This is a genomic window from Parafrankia discariae, from assembly GCF_000373365.1.
Lineage (GTDB): Bacteria > Actinomycetota > Actinomycetes > Frankiales > Frankiaceae > Parafrankia > Parafrankia discariae.
In genome coordinates this window covers 15791-32006 of sequence record NZ_KB891115.1, presented here as the reverse complement: position 1 = coordinate 32006, position 16216 = coordinate 15791, and the positions used below count along the sequence as shown (strand labels likewise).

At 71.3% G+C, this 16216-nt stretch carries 12 protein-coding genes; 3 read left to right on the top strand and 9 right to left on the bottom strand.

The window, feature by feature from the left end; genetic code table 11:
- The first annotated feature begins 101 nt into the window (after positions 1-101).
- The gene (locus tag B056_RS0105230; protein WP_230202825.1) at positions 102-782 is read left to right on the top strand and encodes a TetR/AcrR family transcriptional regulator; all 681 of its coding nucleotides are present in this window, start codon (positions 102-104) and stop codon (positions 780-782) included.
- Positions 783-914: 132 nt separating this feature from the next.
- Here B056_RS0105230 and B056_RS35230 read toward each other — a convergent pair whose 3' ends face one another.
- From B056_RS35230 to B056_RS0105195, 7 genes are all read right to left on the bottom strand, one after another.
- Positions 915-1277, bottom strand: a complete 363-nt coding sequence (locus B056_RS35230) for a Rieske (2Fe-2S) protein (RefSeq protein ID WP_018500846.1) — start codon at positions 1275-1277, stop codon at positions 915-917.
- On the bottom strand, positions 1274-3784 hold the full coding sequence (gene nirB, locus B056_RS0105220; protein WP_020572316.1) for a nitrite reductase large subunit NirB: 2511 nt from the start codon (positions 3782-3784) through the stop codon (positions 1274-1276). Before nirB ends, B056_RS35230 begins: the two co-directional genes overlap by 4 nt.
- A 28-nt stretch (positions 3785-3812) precedes the next feature.
- Complete coding sequence (locus B056_RS44035; RefSeq protein WP_018500844.1) at positions 3813-4166, bottom strand: hypothetical protein; 354 nt, start codon at positions 4164-4166, stop codon at positions 3813-3815.
- The gene (locus B056_RS0105210; RefSeq protein WP_018500843.1) at positions 4159-6318 is read right to left on the bottom strand and encodes a molybdopterin oxidoreductase family protein; all 2160 of its coding nucleotides are present in this window, start codon (positions 6316-6318) and stop codon (positions 4159-4161) included. The genes B056_RS44035 and B056_RS0105210 overlap by 8 nt, the downstream gene beginning before the upstream one ends.
- Before the next feature lie 2 nt (positions 6319-6320).
- Positions 6321-7706 carry a nitrate/nitrite transporter gene (locus B056_RS0105205; protein ID WP_018500842.1) on the bottom strand — a complete coding sequence of 462 codons (1386 nt, stop codon included), beginning with the start codon at positions 7704-7706 and terminating at the stop codon, positions 6321-6323.
- 146 nt (positions 7707-7852) lie between these two features.
- Positions 7853-9025 carry a uroporphyrinogen-III synthase gene (locus B056_RS35225; protein ID WP_084647095.1) on the bottom strand — a complete coding sequence of 391 codons (1173 nt, stop codon included), beginning with the start codon at positions 9023-9025 and terminating at the stop codon, positions 7853-7855.
- A gap of 228 nt (positions 9026-9253) precedes the next feature.
- On the bottom strand, positions 9254-10309 hold the full coding sequence (locus B056_RS0105195) for an LLM class flavin-dependent oxidoreductase (RefSeq protein ID WP_018500840.1): 1056 nt from the start codon (positions 10307-10309) through the stop codon (positions 9254-9256).
- Between the two features lie 164 nt (positions 10310-10473).
- On the opposite strand from B056_RS0105195, the gene B056_RS0105190 reads away from it, so the two are divergent.
- Positions 10474-11361: a class I SAM-dependent methyltransferase gene (locus B056_RS0105190; RefSeq protein ID WP_026239353.1), complete on the top strand. Its 888-nt coding sequence runs from the start codon at positions 10474-10476 to the stop codon at positions 11359-11361.
- 70 nt (positions 11362-11431) lie between these two features.
- Here the strand turns inward: B056_RS0105190 and B056_RS0105185 are convergent, their stop codons facing one another.
- On the bottom strand, positions 11432-12523 hold the full coding sequence (locus tag B056_RS0105185) for an alpha/beta hydrolase (RefSeq protein WP_018500838.1): 1092 nt from the start codon (positions 12521-12523) through the stop codon (positions 11432-11434).
- A gap of 341 nt (positions 12524-12864) precedes the next feature.
- On the opposite strand from B056_RS0105185, the gene B056_RS0105175 reads away from it, so the two are divergent.
- Positions 12865-13803: a COG4705 family protein gene (locus B056_RS0105175; protein WP_026239351.1), complete on the top strand. Its 939-nt coding sequence runs from the start codon at positions 12865-12867 to the stop codon at positions 13801-13803.
- On the opposite strand, the gene B056_RS0105170 is transcribed toward B056_RS0105175, so the two are convergent.
- Positions 13774-16215 carry a UvrD-helicase domain-containing protein gene (locus B056_RS0105170; protein WP_018500835.1) on the bottom strand — a complete coding sequence of 814 codons (2442 nt, stop codon included), beginning with the start codon at positions 16213-16215 and terminating at the stop codon, positions 13774-13776. The genes B056_RS0105175 and B056_RS0105170 overlap by 30 nt on opposite strands.
- Between the last annotated feature and the right edge of the window lies 1 nt (position 16216).

Sequence of the window (16216 nt, the reverse complement as noted above, 5' to 3'; positions counted from 1 at the left end):
AGGAGATCTTCCGGATAACCTTAGCAGGTTAAGTGGAGAGATACCTCCGTATATAAAGGTAGGCTCGTCACATGGACAGTGCGCGACGCGGCGGAAACCGTGTGGCGACGGCTGGGCGAGCCGGGAAGGTGGTCCCCGCACTGCGGGTCGACGCGGAACGTAACCGCGAACGCATTCTGCGGGCTGCCGAAGAGGTCTTCGCGCAGCGCGGTATCGACGTCGGTCTGGAGGAGATCGCCCGCCGGGCCGGAGTCGGGATCGCCACGCTCTACCGACGTTTCCCGACCCGGGCCGACCTGCTCGAGGCGAGCTTCGAAGGAAAGATCCGCGAATACCTGGCGGCGGTGGACCAGGCGTTGGAGAACCCGAGCGCCTGGGCGGGTTTCCGGCAGCTCGTCGAGTACCTGTGCGGCGCGCAGGCGTCCAACGCGGGCCTGCGTGACCTGATCACCCTGCGTTTCCCGCCGTCCAGCGCGGTCGAGGAGCTCAAGACGCAGGCGCACTCCGGCCTGGAAGAGCTCATCGCGCGGGCCCGGCGGGAGGGCACGCTGCGGCCGGACTTCGTCGCCGCCGACATCGGCATCCTGCTGCTCGCCAACGCCGGCCTGGTCACCGCGACCCGGGAAGCGGCGCCCGACGCCTGGCGCCGCTTCGCCGCCTACCTGCTCGACGCGTTCCGCGCGGAGGGCGCCGCCCGCACCGATCCGGTGCCGGCCGCGCCCACCCCGGAACAGGTCGAGCGCTCCGTACAGAGCATGGTCCCGACCGTCCGGCGCGGCTAGGCGCCGGGCGGACAGTACGCACCGGACGGCACGCACCGGTCGGCACGCACCGGACGGTCGCGACGCGGTCGAGGGAACAACGGCCCGGCGCGCCGCCACCGCGTCGTCGGAGCGCGCCATGAGGCCGGCGGGCTACCGCTCCCGGAGCTGGTCGCCGCGCGCCGATGACCGCCCAGAGTCCGGCACTCGGCTTTCGCCGTCATCCTTCGGCTTCACGACAAGCTCGCCGTCGGAGTCCGTGTCAACGGTGTACGCGCTTACGCACGGGCCTCCGTCGCTGGTCTCGGCGCCGGTCCGGAGGTCGTAGGTGAGGCCGTGGAGCGGGCAGACGACGACGTTGTCGTCGATCAGGCCGTCGGCGAGCGGGCCACCGCGGTGCGGACATGCGGCGGACAGGGCGCGAAGCGTCCCGTCCCGGAGGCGGAACACCGCGACCTGCTCGTCGCCGACGACGACGGCACGGCCTTCCCCGGCCGGTATCTCGGCCGCCTTCATCTGTCACCTGCCCTCGGCAGGACGGTCAGCGGCAGAGCGGTCCGGAACTGGCCGGGAGTCGCCGGTTCCGCGCCGTCCTTCCACGGATCCCGGTAGGCGTTGACCGCTTTTTCCATCTGCTCGTCGAGCCGGGCGGCGATCCCGTCGGTGTCCTCGACGACGACCGCGCGAATGCGTTCGATACCGACGCGGGGGACCCAGGCGTAGGTGCGTTCGAGCCACCTGGCGTTCTCGCGGTAGTACTGGAGGAAGCGTCCGGCCAGCTCGACGACGATGTCGGGGTCGTCGACAGTGGCGAGGAGATCGCCTTTGCGGATGTGCGCCCCGGCGGCTCCACCCACATAGATCTCCCATTTTCCGCCGTCCACGGCCACCACTCCGAGATCCTTGCACAGCGCCTCGGCACAGTTGCGTGGACATCCGGTGACGGCGAGTTTCATCTTGGCTGGCCCGGCTATTCCCTGGAATCTCTCCTCAATCCTGATGCCGAGCGCGGTCGAATCGCCGACCCCGAAGCGGCAGAAATCGCTCCCGACGCACGTCTTAACGGTGCGGAAACTCTTGCCGTACGCGTAGCCGGACGGCATCCCGAGATCGGCCCAGACGGCGGGCAGGTCCTCCTTGCGTAGGCCGAGCAGGTCGATCCGCTGTCCGCCAGTCAATTTGATCATGGGGACGGAATACTTCTCCGCCACGTCGGCGATAGCGCGTAGCTGCTCGACGCTCGTGACACCGCCCTTCATCTGCGGCACCACCGAGAACGTCCCGTCCCGCTGGATGTTGGCGTGCACACGGTCGTTGATGAAACGGGCGTCGCGTTCGTCGACGAACTCATCGGCCCACATCATCTCCAGCAGCGAGGCCAGGCCCATCTTCGACTGGGCGTCCTCCTTGCCGTCCGGGACGAGCGCCGCGAACACCGAGGACACGGAGTACAGCCGAAGCTCGCGGATCTTCTCCATGAGCTCGGACTTCTCGTACGGCACGCCGGGGACGTACCAGTTCGCCGACGGGTCGACCTCGACGCTGCCGCCGGCGGCCCATTCGACGACCTGTTCCACCAGGCCCCGGCAGGAGCCGCACCCCTTCCCGGCCCGAGTCCTGGCCATGACGCCCGACACGCTCCGCTCGCCACCTCGGACGCAGGCGACGATGGTCTTCTTGCTGACACCGTTGCAGTTGCAGACCTGCGCGTCGTCGTCGAGCTCCGCGGCGCCGACCGCCACCTCGGGCGTACCGAGGTCGAACATCAGGGAGATGCGCTCGTCGGGAAGCGGCAGACCGCGGTCGAACGCCTGCATGAGGAACGCGACTTTACTGGTGTCGCCCAGCAGGGTGGCGCCGATCAGCTTTCCGTCCCGGACGATGATGGTCTTGTATATCCCTCGTCCGGGTTCGGAGAACTGGACGAACTCGTCGTCGGGGCGCTCGGGGCTCTTGACCCCCATCGACGCCACGTTCACTCCGGCGACCTTGAGTTTCGTCGCCATCCGCGACCCGGTGTAGCGCGCGGTGGGGTCGCTGCCGGTGAGGTGATCGGCGAGCACCGCGGCCTGCTCCCACAACGGGGCGACGAGCCCGTAGACCTGGCCACGGTGCTGGGCGCATTCACCTACGACATAGATGTCGTCGTCATCGACCGAGCGCATGCGGTCGTCCACGACGATGGCGCGTTCGACGGAGAGCCCGGCCCGCTGGGCCAGCCCGACGTTGGGCCTGATCCCCGCGGACACGACCAGCATGTCGCAGGGGATGGACGTTCCGTCGGCCAGCCCGAGTCCGGTGAGCCGCCCGTTCGCGACGACGATTCCGCTGGTACGGGCGTCGGTGTGGACGGTGATGCCGAGGCCCTCCACGGAGCGGCGCAGGATGGCGCCCGCGGTGTCGTCGAGCTGCGCGTTCATCAGGGTGGGGGCCAGGTGTACGACGGACACCCGCAGCCCCCGGCTCTGCAGGCCGCGCGCGGCCTCGAGGCCGAGCAGCCCGCCGCCGAGGACGACGGCGTGCCGGGCCTGCCGGGCGTACTCGAGAATGGCGGTGCAGTCGTCCATGCTCCGGAACCCGAACACGCCGGGGGTCAGGGTCTTGTCGTCGGCCCACAGACCGTCCATGGGCGGAAAGAACGAACGGCTCCCGGTCGCGATCAGCAGCCGGTCGTAGCGCAGGGACGTGCCGTCGTCGGCGTCCACGACACGCGCGAACCGGTCGACGCGCACCACCCGGACGCCCGCGCGCAGGTCGATGTCGTTGTCGGCGTACCAGTCGATCGGGTTGAGGTAGATCTCCGAGGTGTCCTCGGTCCCCGCGAGGACGTTGGACAGGGAGATCCGGTTGTAGTTGCCGTAGGGCTCGTCACCGAAAACGGTGATGTCGAACTGGGCCGCGCCGCCGCGGCGCAGGATCTCCTCCAGCGCGCGCGCACCGGCCATGCCGTTGCCGATGACCACCAGCGTGGCCTTGTCGGACGGTGTGGGTGAGAGCGTGGGCAGGTGGTTCATCATGGTCATCGGAATCTCCTGGCCGCGTGGGGTGAGCTCAGACCTCTACGAGTCCGACATCGACGATGACGGTGGCGGTGACGCCCTTGGGCGCCGCGGCGAAGACCTCGAGCACGGAGTCGGACAACAGATCCTCGACCACGCGTAGCGACACATGTGTCGATCCCCGGGCGGCGATCGGGAAGTACCGCATCGCGACGCCGTCGCGGACCAGGGTCAGATAGATGACCTCGTCGCTGCTGTTGCCGCCCCGGAAATAGACCGGCTGCGTCGACGCGCCCGGTGGGACGACGTAGGTGAGGCTTGGATGGAGAAGCCCCGGCGCTTCGAGACCGAGACCTTCCAGCGAGAAGACGCCCTGCAGGAAGCGCGGTGTGCTGCGGTCATTCATGGAGATCCTTCTGAGGGGGAGGCGACTCGGGTGGTATTACGCCCGGACCGTCGACGACGGCGTCGACGGATACTGCGCAGGCCTTGAACTCGGGCATCCGTGAATACGGATCCAGCGCCGGATTCGTCAACAGATTGACCGCACCGCTTCCGCCGTAGTGAAAGGGAGCGAAGACGGTGTCGGGGCGGATGCCGTCGGCGATCCGGACCCGCATCACGGCACGTCCGCGGCGGGTCCGCAGGGACACGAGATCGCCGGCCCGGACGCCGATCCGCCGGGCCAGGGTCGGATGGATCTCGACGGCCGCGTCCGGTTCCGCTTCGGACAGCGAAGCGACCCGTCGGGTCTGGGCGCCGGACTGGTACTGGCGCAGGAGCCGCCCGGTCGTGAGGTAGTAGGGGTATTCGGCGTCGGGTGTCTCCGCGGCGCCCACATGCTCGACGGGATGGAACCTGGCCTGTCGGCCGCGGGTGGGAAAGTCCTGGGTGAACAGGCGGGGGGTGCCCGGATGGCGGGTCGAGGGGCACGGCCAGAACAGCCCGTTCTCCGCGACGATCCGTTCATAGGTGATCCCGGAGTAGTCCGCTTTCCCGCCGGCGCTGGCTCGCCGCAGCTCCTCGAAGATCTCCTGCGGATCGTCCGACAGCGCCGGCCGGCCGAGCCGGGCGGCCAGTTCCCGCATCACCCACAGATCCGACCGGCTCCCGGCCGGCGGTGCCACGGCCGCTCGGCGCAGGATGACACGTCCCTCAAGGTTCGTCATCGTGCCGGTCTCCTCGGCCCATTGCGTGGACGGGAGCACGACATCGGCCATCCTCGCGGTCTCGGACAGGAAGAAGTCCGACACGGCGAGGAAGTCCAGTGATCGCATACGGTCGGCGATGTGGCCGGCACGCGGAGCGGAGACGGCGATGTTGGACCCGGCCACCCACAGCACGCGGACTCCGCCCTCGGTGCCCAACCCGTCGAGCATCTCGTAGGCGGACAGTCCAGGCGCGGGAAGCTCGGATGGGGGGATGCCCCAGACCGCGGCGACGTGCGCGCGGGCGACCGGGTCATCGAGCCGGCGATAGCCCGGGAGCTGGTCCGCCTTCTGGCCGTGCTCGCGGCCGCCCTGGCCGTTGCCCTGACCGGTCACGGTCCCGTAGCCGGAGAACGGGCGGCCGGGCAGGCCGAGTGCCAGTGCCAGGTTGATGAAGCCCAGGGCGGTATCGGAGCCGGAACGGTGCTGCTCTGCCCCGCGAGCGGTGAGGATGACGGCATGGTCGGCCGCGCTCAGGATGTGCGCCGCGCGCACGAGGTCGGCCTCGGGGACCCCGCTGATCCGCTCGACTCGGTCGGGCCAGTACTGCCGCACCGCTCGGCGGACGCCGTCGAACCCGGTGGTGCGCTCGGCGATGTAGTCGACGTCGATCAGGCGTTCCCGGATCGCGACGTTGAGGAGTCCGTTGGCGAGGGCCAGGTCGGTGCCGGGAACCGGTTGCAGATGCAGGTTCGCGCCCGCGGCCGTCCGGGTCGTGCGCGGGTCGACGACGATGAGGCGGGCGCCCCGAGCCCGGGCGGCGTCGATGAACTGCATCGCCGGGGGCATCGTGTCGGCCGGATTGCTGCCGACGAGCATGAGGGCGTCGGTTCCGGCGATGTCGGCCAGCGGGAACGGCAGGCCCCGGTCGATCCCGAAGGCCCGGGTGGCGGCGTTGGCCGCCGAGGACATGCAGAACCGGCCGTTGTAGTCGATCATGGCGGTGCGCAGCGTCGCCCGGGCGAACTTGCCGAACTGGTAGGCCTTCTCGTTGGTCAGGCCGCCCCCGCCGAAGAGGCCGACCGCGTCACGGCCGTACCGGTCCTGGGCCCCGCGGATGGCCGTGGCGACACGGTCGAGGGCCTCGTCCCAGCTGGCCGGGCGTAGCGGCTCGTCGCGGCTGTCCCGTACCAGGGGCGCGGTCAGGCGCTGGGGGTGATCGAGCAGTTCGGCCGCGGTCCACCCCTTGGCGCACAGGCCGCCGAGGTTGGTGGGGAAGTCGCTTTGGGCGTCGAGGATCACGGGCCGCACCGACGCGTCCAGGGTGATGCCGCACTGCAGGGAACAGTAGGGGCAGTGGGTCCGGACCGGCCCGGTCCCGGGACCGGGACCGGTGACGCTGTCGTGCATCGTCAGGAATCCACGGTGGCGCGCCGTGGGCGGATGTACACCAGGTAGGTGACAAGGAAGCACAACACGTAGAAGGCGATGAAAGCGATGTAGGCGGCGTTCCCGTTCCTCGTTTCGAGGAACGACTGCCGGAACGCGAGGTTGACCAGGACGCCGCCGAAGGCGCCGATCGCGCCGGCGACGCCGATCAGGGCCGCCGACAGGCGCCGAGCCTTCGCCCAGGCGGCGGCGGCGTCGGCACCGGCCATGATCTCCACGTCGGCCCTGGACCGGAAGATCGCGGGGATCATCTTGTAGGTCGAGCCGTTACCGATCCCGCTCAGGACGAACAGCGCGACGAAACCGGCCAGGAACAGAGGCAATGAGTTCCGCAACGACGCGGTCAGGACGACTCCTCCCGCGGCCGCCATGGCCACGAAGTTCCAGAAGGTGATCGTTCCACCGCCGAAACGGTCCGCCAGTCGGCCGCCGACCGGTCGTATGAGCGATCCCACGAGGGGGCCGAGGAAGGTGACGTACGCTGCGTCGATCGGAGTCGGAAAATCGCTCTTGAACTGCACCTGGAGAACCTGTCCGAATGCGAATCCGAACCCGATGAACGATCCGAACGTGCCGATGTAGAGCAGAGAGACGAACCATGTGTCGCCATACCTGAGCACATCGTGCATGCCGCGCTTGTCATTGCGCACACCGGCCAGGTTGTCCATGAAGAGCGCCGCGCCGAGACTGGCGAGGATGATCAGCGGGAGGTAGACGCCGAGCACGTAGCGTGGATGCTCCTTGCCCCATACGGCGAGGACCAGCAGGCCCACGAGCTGCACAACCGCCACACCCACGTTGCCGCCACCCGCGTTGAGGCCCAGGGCCCAGCCCTTGGCGCGATCCGGGTAGAAGGCGTTGATGTTGGCCATCGACGAGGCGAAGTTGCCTCCGCCGACCCCGGCCAGGGCGGCGACGGCGAGCAGCGTCGTCAGGGAGACGCCCGGCTTCATCGCGATGGCCGCGGCAACGGTCGGCACCAGGAGGAGCGCCGCGCTGAAGACCGTCCAGTTCCTTCCCCCGAACCGTGCGACCGCGAAGGTGTAGGGGATTCGGAGCACTGAGCCGACAAGGGCCGGAAGTGACGTGAGGAGGAATTTGTCGGCGGGGCTTATCCCGTAGTTCGGGCCCATGAAGAGAACCAGTACCGACCACACGGTCCAGACTGAGAATCCAATGTGCTCGGAGAGGATCGAGAAGACGAGATTGCGCTGGGCGACCGACTTCCCTGTACCAGCCCAGAACGCCTCGTCCTCCGGTCGCCAGTCCGTGATCCAGCGCCCGCGGTTCGGCGAGAGTTCGGCTGGTTCCTGCGCTGTCGAGGCGGTCTTGGGCGGTGCGCTACGCATGGCCTCTGCTCTCCATCGATCCTCATTCCTTCGATGTTCTCAATCTAAGGAGTGAGGTCTCGTTCGTGTTACGTGGCGATATCCGCGCTGACAAGGTCTCGTCACATGCTTAGCGCACACACCGGAGAGTGGAGGTCGGAAACGCCTCAGGCGTCGGGGTCCGGGAGGGGCTGATAGCGGTAGCCCACGCTCCGGACCGTCTGCAGGCGCTCGCCCTGTGCCATGAGCTTGCGGCGAATGCGAGCGATGTAGTGACGGATCTTCGTCGCGTCGTCCGGAGCCCGATGGCCCCACGCCTGGACCGCGAGGTCATCCGGGCCGATGACCACCCCCGGGCGTCGCACGAGGGCGGCCAGCACAGCGAACTCCTGCCGGCCCAGTCGCACGACCGTCGGGCCCATCCTGACCGCGCACGCCCCGGGGACCAGTTCGAGCGCGGCCGACAAGGGCTGCGGTGCCCCCGGCCCGCGGTCTTCTGGGCCCTCCGGATCCCCCGCCTCGACCCGGTGAACCAGCGACCGGAGGAGATCGGCGGTGCGCGGCCGAGTCGGCATGAGGTCGACGGGCACGCCCACCTCCTCGAACGCGCGGGCGGTGACCGGTCCGACGCAGGCGACGACGACCCGGCCGCGCAGTGTCCGGAGCAGGTCCGCGTGCGCACCCATCCGCTTCGCGATCACGAACAGGTTCCGCACGCTCGGGGCGCTCGTCTCGGCCAGGACATCGACCTCGCCGGCCACCAGGCGCTCGACCACCCGCTCGGCGGGACCGGTGTCGAGCGGCAGCACCCACCGGTAGGGCGCCACCGTCACGACCGCCCGCAGCCGTGGCCGCAGCGCGTCGAGGGTGCCGACCACCTCTCCGCCGTGGACCTGCACGCCCAGCACATCCGCCGGGTCGATGTGTTCCCCCAGCCAGGAACAGACATCGTCCATGGTCTCCTTGCGGGAGACGAATTCCGGCTCGACTCCGAGCCCCCGCAGCGAGCCGTGGCTCTTCGAGCCACGCGCTACCGTGCGGGTCCGGCCGAGGAACGTCTCGAGCTCCGCGCGCAGCTCGAAGCCCTCGGCGGCCTGTAGCCAGGCGCGCAGTCCGCTGCCGGTCGAGACGGCCAGCCAGGTCGGCTTCGCGGCCAGCATCGCCCGGGTCTCCACCTCGAGGAGCTCGTCCTGTTCGGGTGGCACCGCCCGCATCGTCGGACCCCAGGTGACGGTGGCACCCAGCCGTTCCAGGGACGCCGCGAGTTCGGCACCTCGGCGATCAGCGGTGATCGCAACCCGGGTGGAGGTCAGTGGCAATCGAGGGGAAACCGCGGACATCTGGCCAGGACCCTTCGCCGATGACACGAACTACAGCCGGTCCAGTCAAGGACCAGACCATGACGCCGGCATCAACTACCTATTGCCGGCCGGTCTCACCGGTGCGGTCGACAGGTCGCTCTGAGAGATGTCCGGGTCCCGCGGTCGAGTCGGTGCGGTCGGTTCCCGTCCGCGCGCCCGCTGGTGGACCACCGCGCGGGACGGGCTCGGGGATCGGTGCGGCTTCGCTCACGCGGCCTGGCGCCAGGCCGCGGCCAGCGCGGCGAAGCTGCCCTGGCGCCGGGCCCGGTCCAGGCTCGGCGTGACGACGACGATCTCGTCCACCTGGGCCCGCTGCTTCATCTCCAGCAGCCGCTCGGCGACGGCCTTCGGCTCGCCGGTCACCATCCGGCCGTCCTCGGGGCGGCGCGCGGCGCGGAACCGCTCCGAACGGGCATAGCCGCGGATGTCCTCCGGCCGCAGCGGCTCGCGCACCCCGCGGCTGATGTTCTCGATGGTCAGGGTCCAGGCCGCCTCGAAGTCGAGCGTGGCCTCCTCGTCCGCACTGGCGAAGGCGAGCACGGACATCGCGGAGTACGGCCGCGCGCCCTCGGTCCGCCCGGTGAACTCACGCCGGTAGGCCCGCAGCGCGTCGAACGCCAGCTCCGGGCTCATGTGGTGGGCGAACACCGCGCTCAGGCCGTTGACGGCGGCGAACCTGGGGCCGTACGGGCTCGACCCGAGGACGAACAGCTCCGGGCGCTCGTCGACCACCGGCGCGGCGACCAGCTGGGCGTAGGGATGGCCGGAGGGGAAACCGTCGCCGAGGAACGCGAGGAGCTCGCCGACCTGACCGGGGAACTCCGCGCCCGCGTCGGCGGACGCCCCACGGCGCAGCACGTGCGCGGTCAGCGGGTCGGTTCCCGGTGCCCGGCCGAGCGCGAGATCGACCCGCCCGGGGTACATTGCGAGCAGTGTCCGGAACGTCTCGGCGACCTTCAGCGGCGCGTGGTTGGGCAGCATGATCCCGGCCGCGCCGACCCTGATCCGGGACGTCTGCGCTCCGACGTGCGCGGTCAGCAGCTCGGGGGAGCTGCACGCCAGGCTGGTCATGTTGTGATGCTCGGAGACCCAGTACCGCCGGTACCCGGCCGCCTCGACGGTCCGGGCGATGTCCACCGCCCCGGCGATCGCCGCGCTCGGACTCTCACCGTGCTCGATCCCCACGAAGTCGAGCACCGCCAGCGGGAGCGAACCCTCAACGACATCCACCTCAGGGTCAATGTCCCCGCCGTCCGGTCCCATTCCCCGTCCGCTCCCCGTCCGCCACGAACGCCCGTCCCCGCAGCCCGCGCCGGGAACCGGCGATCACCGTCTGGTGTCCCGGACCGGCCGCGTTGGCGCGCGGACCGCCGGTTCGAGGATGCTGGCGACGGCAGGTACCTGACGAACCGGGCGGTGGGCGTGGCATGAGGGCGACCGGGGGCAGTCGGACAGCCGTGCTCGTCTGCCAGGGCCGGGCGGTCGCGGACGGGCGGATCGCCCCCGGCCGGTTCACCGACCCGGTCGCGGTCTCGCTGCTGCGGGCCGACGAGCGGCGCACCGTCGAACAGGTCCGCGCCGGCGCACCGCCCGCCGGCTGGCTGGAGCGTGTCGACTACGAGTCGGTGCGGGCCTGCGCGGCGGTCCTCGTCCCGCGCACGATCGCGATCGACGACGCGGTGCGCGAACGGCCGTCCCCACAGGTCGTGCTCCTCGGCGCCGGCCTGGACGGCCGGGCGTGGCGCATGCCGGAACTCGCCGGCCGCGTCGTCTTCGAGGTCGACCACCCGGACTCCGCGCGTGACAAACGTGAGCGGCTCGCCGAGTCACCCGCGGCGGCGCGGCCCGTGGCGGACGTCCGGTTCGTCGCCGTCGACCTCGGCCGCGACCGGCTCGGGAACGCGCTGGCCGCCGCCGGCCATCAGACCGCCACGCCCACGACCTGGATCTGGGAGGGGGTCGTCCCCTACCTCACCCGGCCCGAGGCCGCCCGGACGGTGGCCGCCGTCGCCGCCCTGTCGGCCCCGGGCAGCCGGCTGATCGTCAACTACCAGGCGCCGCAGGCCGCGATCGCCGCCGGACGGCTGATCGCCCGCTCGCTGGACGTCCTGGCCCGCCGCCGCGGGATCTGGGCGGACGAGCCGTGGCGGTCCCGCTGGACGGCGCCCGCGATGCGGGACCTGCTCGGCGGCGACGGCTTCATCGTGCACGGCGACGACGACCTGCTCACCATCGCCACCCGGCTGGCGGCCCCCACGCCGCGGCGGGCCGCGCTGCGCAGCGGCCGGGTCGCCGTCGCCGACCGACCGGCCTGAGTGGACGTCCCGTCGTCGGGACGGAGAGCCGGTGGACGTCCCGTCGGCGGGCCGAGGAGTCACCGGAGAATCAGGGGAGCGCCCAGCGCAGGCCGTCGCGCAGCGCGGGCCGCCAGACGGCGAAGTCGTGGCCGCCGGGCCGCGGGCGCAGCACGGTGGTGAATCCGGGCCGCCCGTGCAGGGCCAGCGCGATCATCCTGAGGTCGGCGAGCGTTCCGAAGTCCATGAGCCCACCGCTCAGCCAGACCCTGGTCGGCGGATTCGGCGGCAGCGTCGGGGCGTAGCGCTGCGGGTTGTTGGCCGCGGTGACGGCGGCGAGGTCCGGACGGTTCCCGAACAGGCCGGCCATCCCACCGGAATGGGTCGGCTTCGCCAGGCCGGAGATGTCCACGATCGTCTCGACGAGATCACGGTGGCGCAGCCCGAGGTTCAGCGCGCAGAACCCGCCCGCGGAGATCCCGGCGAAGACGCGGTCGGCCCGGTCGGGAACGGCGCGCAGCAGCCTGTCGACGGTCGGGATCACATCATCGAGCAGGTAGGTCTCGATCCGTTCCCCGGGACGGTCGACGCATTCACTGTCATCGAGCCAGCCGTGACCCAGCGCCGGGGCGACGAGGATCGCCGGCCGGCCCTCGCGGGCCAGGGTCGCGCCGATCTTCGCCGCCTGCCCGGCCCGGTACCAGTCGAGCGGAATCCCCGGGGAGCCGTGGAAAAGATAGACGACCGGGAACCGGGCTTTCAGGTCGGTGAAGTACTGCGGCGGGACGTACACCAGCGCGCTGTGCGTGCCGAACCCGCTGCGCACGCCGGCGACCGGCAGGTGGACGACCGCGCCGTCGGGATGCCGTCCACCGGCAGGCTGCTCTCCGCCCGCGGCGTTCGGCCGCGGCGACGTGGCGACGACCTCACGCACCGACGCGGTCGGCCAGGAGGTCAGCCCGAGGACGTCGGCGGCCCGCGGCAGGTAGCCGTAATGGGCGTTGACGGTGTCCGCGGCCGTCGCCAGCGTGAGCAGCGCGGCCAGGAGGCCCAGTCCGACGGCCACGGCACGCCGCCGGCGGGCCACCCACACGCAACCCGCCCAGCAGACCGCCGACAGCGCACCGAGGAGCAGCAGGAACCACGTCCCGATGATGACCAGCGAACTCAGCGCCGAACCCACGACCTCACCTCACCCGGGCCCCTGGACCCCGGGGCCTGATCCCCGGCACCCGAGCCGCCGAGCCTGGACGACCAGCGGCGGCATCACTGGTAGCCGGATCCCGGGTGTCTGGATTCCCGAGGTCCGTGGGAGCCCGACGCCGGCCACCCAGCCAGCGCGTGGTCGGATCGCCCCTGGCCTGGAACTGCCCGTGGGCCGGCAGCGGGGAGACCCCGGCGCGGCCGACCCGGCGGCGGGCGGCTTCGGGCCGGCGGCGCAGGCCGGATCGGTGGGCTCACACCGTTTTCACACGGTCGTGGTGGTGTCGTGAACGAGCCGCTGCCGCTGACAGAAGGACGTCGATGCCTCCCTCGTCCCCCAGCCGGGCCCGGGGCCGAGAGCCCCTCGCCGCCAAGGTTCCCGAGATCACCGCGATGTTCTGGGCCGTGAAGATCCTCACCACCGGGATGGGCGAGGCGGCCGCGGACTTTCTCGCGCACATCAGTCTCGTCCTGGCGGCCGGCCTCGGTGTCGTGGGCTTCGTCGTCGGCCTGGCGCTGCAGTTCCGGGCGGCGCGCTACACCGCCCCGGTGTACTGGTTCGCGGTGATGATGGTGGCGGTCTTCGGCACGATGGCCGCCGACGGGCCGCCCATCGGGCACCTCGGCTCGATGTTCTTCTACATCGCCGTCCTGGCCGGTGTCCTCCACTACTGGCATCGCAGTGAGGGCACGCTGTCGATCCACAGCATCGTGACCCGGCGCCGGGAGACGCTCTACTGGCTGACCGTGGTGACGACGTTCGCGCTCGGCACCGCCGCCGGCGACGTGACGGCGGACACCCTGCGTCTCGGTTACCTCGGGTCCGGCCTGCTGTTCGCGGCGGCGATCCTGGTGCCGTTGGTCGGATGGCGGCTCGGCCTGAACGAGGTCGTGGCCTTCTGGCTCGCCTACATCCTCACCCGCCCCCTCGGCGCGTCCTTCGCGGACTGGCTCGGAAAGCCGAGCTCGAAGTCCGGGGTCGGTCTCGGTGACGGTGCCGTCGCCGCTGTCGCCACAGTGCTGATCGTGGCCTTCGTCGCCTACCTCACCGTCACGCGCGGCGACATCCAGCGGCCCGCCACTCCGGAGCCACACCGCCCGGACGGCGGTGCCGCCGGTCACGGGATCCCGAGCCCGGCCACCCAGGGGCGCCGGAGCCCGGATCGGGGGATCCCGGCCCACGGTGCCGCCGACCCGTCGGCCACCGTGCCGCTGGCGACCGGACCGCGGTCACGTCGAGGACCGGTCCCGTCCGAGTAGACCGTCCGCGGGCCGCTCGTCCCGGTCCGGACTGGTAGCCGACCGATGCCGGACGGCCTGGTGTTCCGGGCCGGGCCGGGCGTGAATGCCGGCCCACACACTGTCCCGCGCCCTCGTGATGGCGACGTACAGCTGCCGCCGCTCCAGCTGGACGCGTTCGCCGAACGCGTCGGCCGACTCGGACGACCGTCGCGGCCGCGGGAAGAGATTACGGTCGGGAATGCAGACGTGGGCGAAGTCGAGGCTTTTGGCGCGGAAGTACGTCCCGACCTTGACCGCCTCGCGGGTGGTCCCGTCGTACTCCAGGAGGGAGACGGCGGGAATTCCCCGTTCGGCGAGCACCCGCAGCCAACGCCGTTCCAGGTCGTTCGTCGGCACGAGCACGGCCATGTCGCCGTAACGCACGTTCCGGCGCTGCCGGAACTCGACGAGATGGTCGCAGAGCGCGGTGTCCTGCGCCGCCTCGCCGGACACGGTGACCTCGTGGATCTCGCCGCCGGGGCGCTCGACGTCGACCTCGCGGCGCCCCTGTTCCCGGACGCCGTCGAGATCCTCGAAGCCGTCGTCGGCGAGCACCGCCTGGGCGTAGCGCAGGATCCGCTCGCGGTTGCGGTAGTTCCGCGCGAGCACGGTGGAACGCCCGACGACGGCGACCCCGGCCTCGACGAGGGTGAAACCGCCGGGATAGATGGACTGCTGGCCGTCGCCGACCACGAGCAGGCCGTCCGGCCGGTCACCGACGAAGGCGTGCAGCATCTGCAGGCCGACGCAGGTGAGGTCCTGTACCTCGTCGACGATCACCGCGTCGTAGCGGGTGTCGTGCCGGGCGTCGGAGCCTTCGCGGGAGCCTTCGCGCACCAGGTCGCGGGCGCGTAGCAGGACGTCGTCGCGGTCGAGGACGCCGCGCTCCACCCGGAGCCGCTCGTACCGCTCGTAGAGTTCCCACACCGCGCGGCGGTGGGCCGGCCGCAGCGGGGTGCTGCGCCCGACCCGGGCCAGCTTCGCGTACTGGGCGAAGTCGGTCAGGCCCCGGCCCTTGATGACTGTCGAGATCTCGTCCTTCCAGTAGCCCGTCGCGAGGCCGAGCCCGGGCAGGGCCGAGTACTGCCCGACCTGGCCCCACGCGCGCCAGAAGCAGGTGTCGGCGATGTCCTGCCGGTGCCGGTCGGTCAGGCCGTGCTCGCGCAGGCGGCGGGCGGCGACGGCGTGCACGGTGGCGAACTCGACCCGGTCGACCTGGTCGGGGGCCATCCGGGCGAGCAGCGCGCGGTAGACCGGGCCGAGGGTCCGCACCAGCGTGGTGAACAGGACCCGTTCCCCGCGCGCGGCCAGGTACTTGGCGCGGTGCAGGGCGACGACCGTCTTGCCGGTGCCGGCCGCGCCGCGCACGCGGGCCGGCCCCGACCACTGCCGTCCGGCCAGCCGGGCCTGCTTCGGGTGCAGCCAGGTCATCCAGGATTCGATGGGCTCGCGGTCCGCGGCGTCGAGGAGCTCGCGCAGGAGGTCCTCGTGGCTCAGCAACTCCGTCTGCCCCCCGTGGCCGCCGGCCGCCGGGCTGGACGGGGCCGCCGGGACCGCCGCGAGTCGCGTGACCGGCATGAGCGGCATGAGCGGTGTCACCGGTGACACCGGTGTGAGCCGCGCGGCTGGTGCGTCCGTGGCCGCCGCGCCCTCGCGGCCGGTCGGGCGGGCGGCCGGCGTCGGCAGGCCCGGCAGAGCTGCCTGGAGGTGTGCCTGCCGAGCCCGCTGACGGCGGACGGGCCGGGCGGCCGGTGCGGGAGGATCGGTCGCCCGGGGCATCGGCGGGCAGCCGTCCGCGAGGCAGGTGAGCAGCCGTTCGACGAGGTCCGGTGCCAGGCGTGCGCCGTGGTGGGCCAACTCGAGGGTCAGGTCGCGCGCGCCGAGAACCGTCACCCGGTCGATCCGTTCCCGCAGGCCGGACCGCCCGGCCAGCACCAGCAGCGGCACCACCTCGGTCGGCGGCAGGCCCGCGTCCGCGAGGACGTCCTCGACCGCGAGGGTCTGGTCCAGGAGCTTGCGGAGATCGTCGTCCGCGTCGGCCTCGCCGCGGCGCAGGTGACCCTGCTCGATGCTGAACTCGCGCCAGTTCTTCACGTCCAGGACGAAGACGCCGCCGGGCCCGACGACGATCATGTCGATGTTCGCCCGACGAGTTCCCGGCCACCGCCGGTCCGGCAGCAGGTGCCAGCCGGCGTCGCACATCTCGACCAGCGCGCGGGCGACGCCCTGCTCGGCCCGCCCGCCGGCCTCCCACCGCCGGACCTCTTCCTTCAGCTGCGCCAGTGTGTCGTTGAGGTGCCGGACCTGCAGCTCGACTCCGTCGATCACCTGCCGGAGCTCGACGGCCCTCCCGAGGGCGGACGGGGTCGGCAGTGCCGCGCCGGAGATCATG

Bases quoted from the DNA above. Each gene is read 5' to 3' on its own strand.
- B056_RS35230 (WP_018500846.1), bottom strand. From the start codon at position 1,277: ATGAAGGCGGCCGAGATACCGGCCGGGGAAGGCCGTGCCGTCGTCGTC.
- nirB (WP_020572316.1), bottom strand. From the start codon at position 3,784: ATGACCATGATGAACCACCTGCCCACGCTCTCACCCACACCGTCCGAC.
- B056_RS44035 (WP_018500844.1), bottom strand. From the start codon at position 4,166: ATGAATGACCGCAGCACACCGCGCTTCCTGCAGGGCGTCTTCTCGCTG.
- B056_RS0105210 (WP_018500843.1), bottom strand. From the start codon at position 6,318: ATGCACGACAGCGTCACCGGTCCCGGTCCCGGGACCGGGCCGGTCCGG.
- B056_RS0105205 (WP_018500842.1), bottom strand. From the start codon at position 7,706: ATGCGTAGCGCACCGCCCAAGACCGCCTCGACAGCGCAGGAACCAGCC.
- B056_RS35225 (WP_084647095.1), bottom strand. From the start codon at position 9,025: ATGTCCGCGGTTTCCCCTCGATTGCCACTGACCTCCACCCGGGTTGCG.
- B056_RS0105195 (WP_018500840.1), bottom strand. From the start codon at position 10,309: ATGGGACCGGACGGCGGGGACATTGACCCTGAGGTGGATGTCGTTGAG.
- B056_RS0105190 (WP_026239353.1), top strand. From the start codon at position 10,474: ATGAGGGCGACCGGGGGCAGTCGGACAGCCGTGCTCGTCTGCCAGGGC.
- B056_RS0105175 (WP_026239351.1), top strand. From the start codon at position 12,865: ATGCCTCCCTCGTCCCCCAGCCGGGCCCGGGGCCGAGAGCCCCTCGCC.
- B056_RS0105170 (WP_018500835.1), bottom strand. From the start codon at position 16,215: ATGATCTCCGGCGCGGCACTGCCGACCCCGTCCGCCCTCGGGAGGGCC.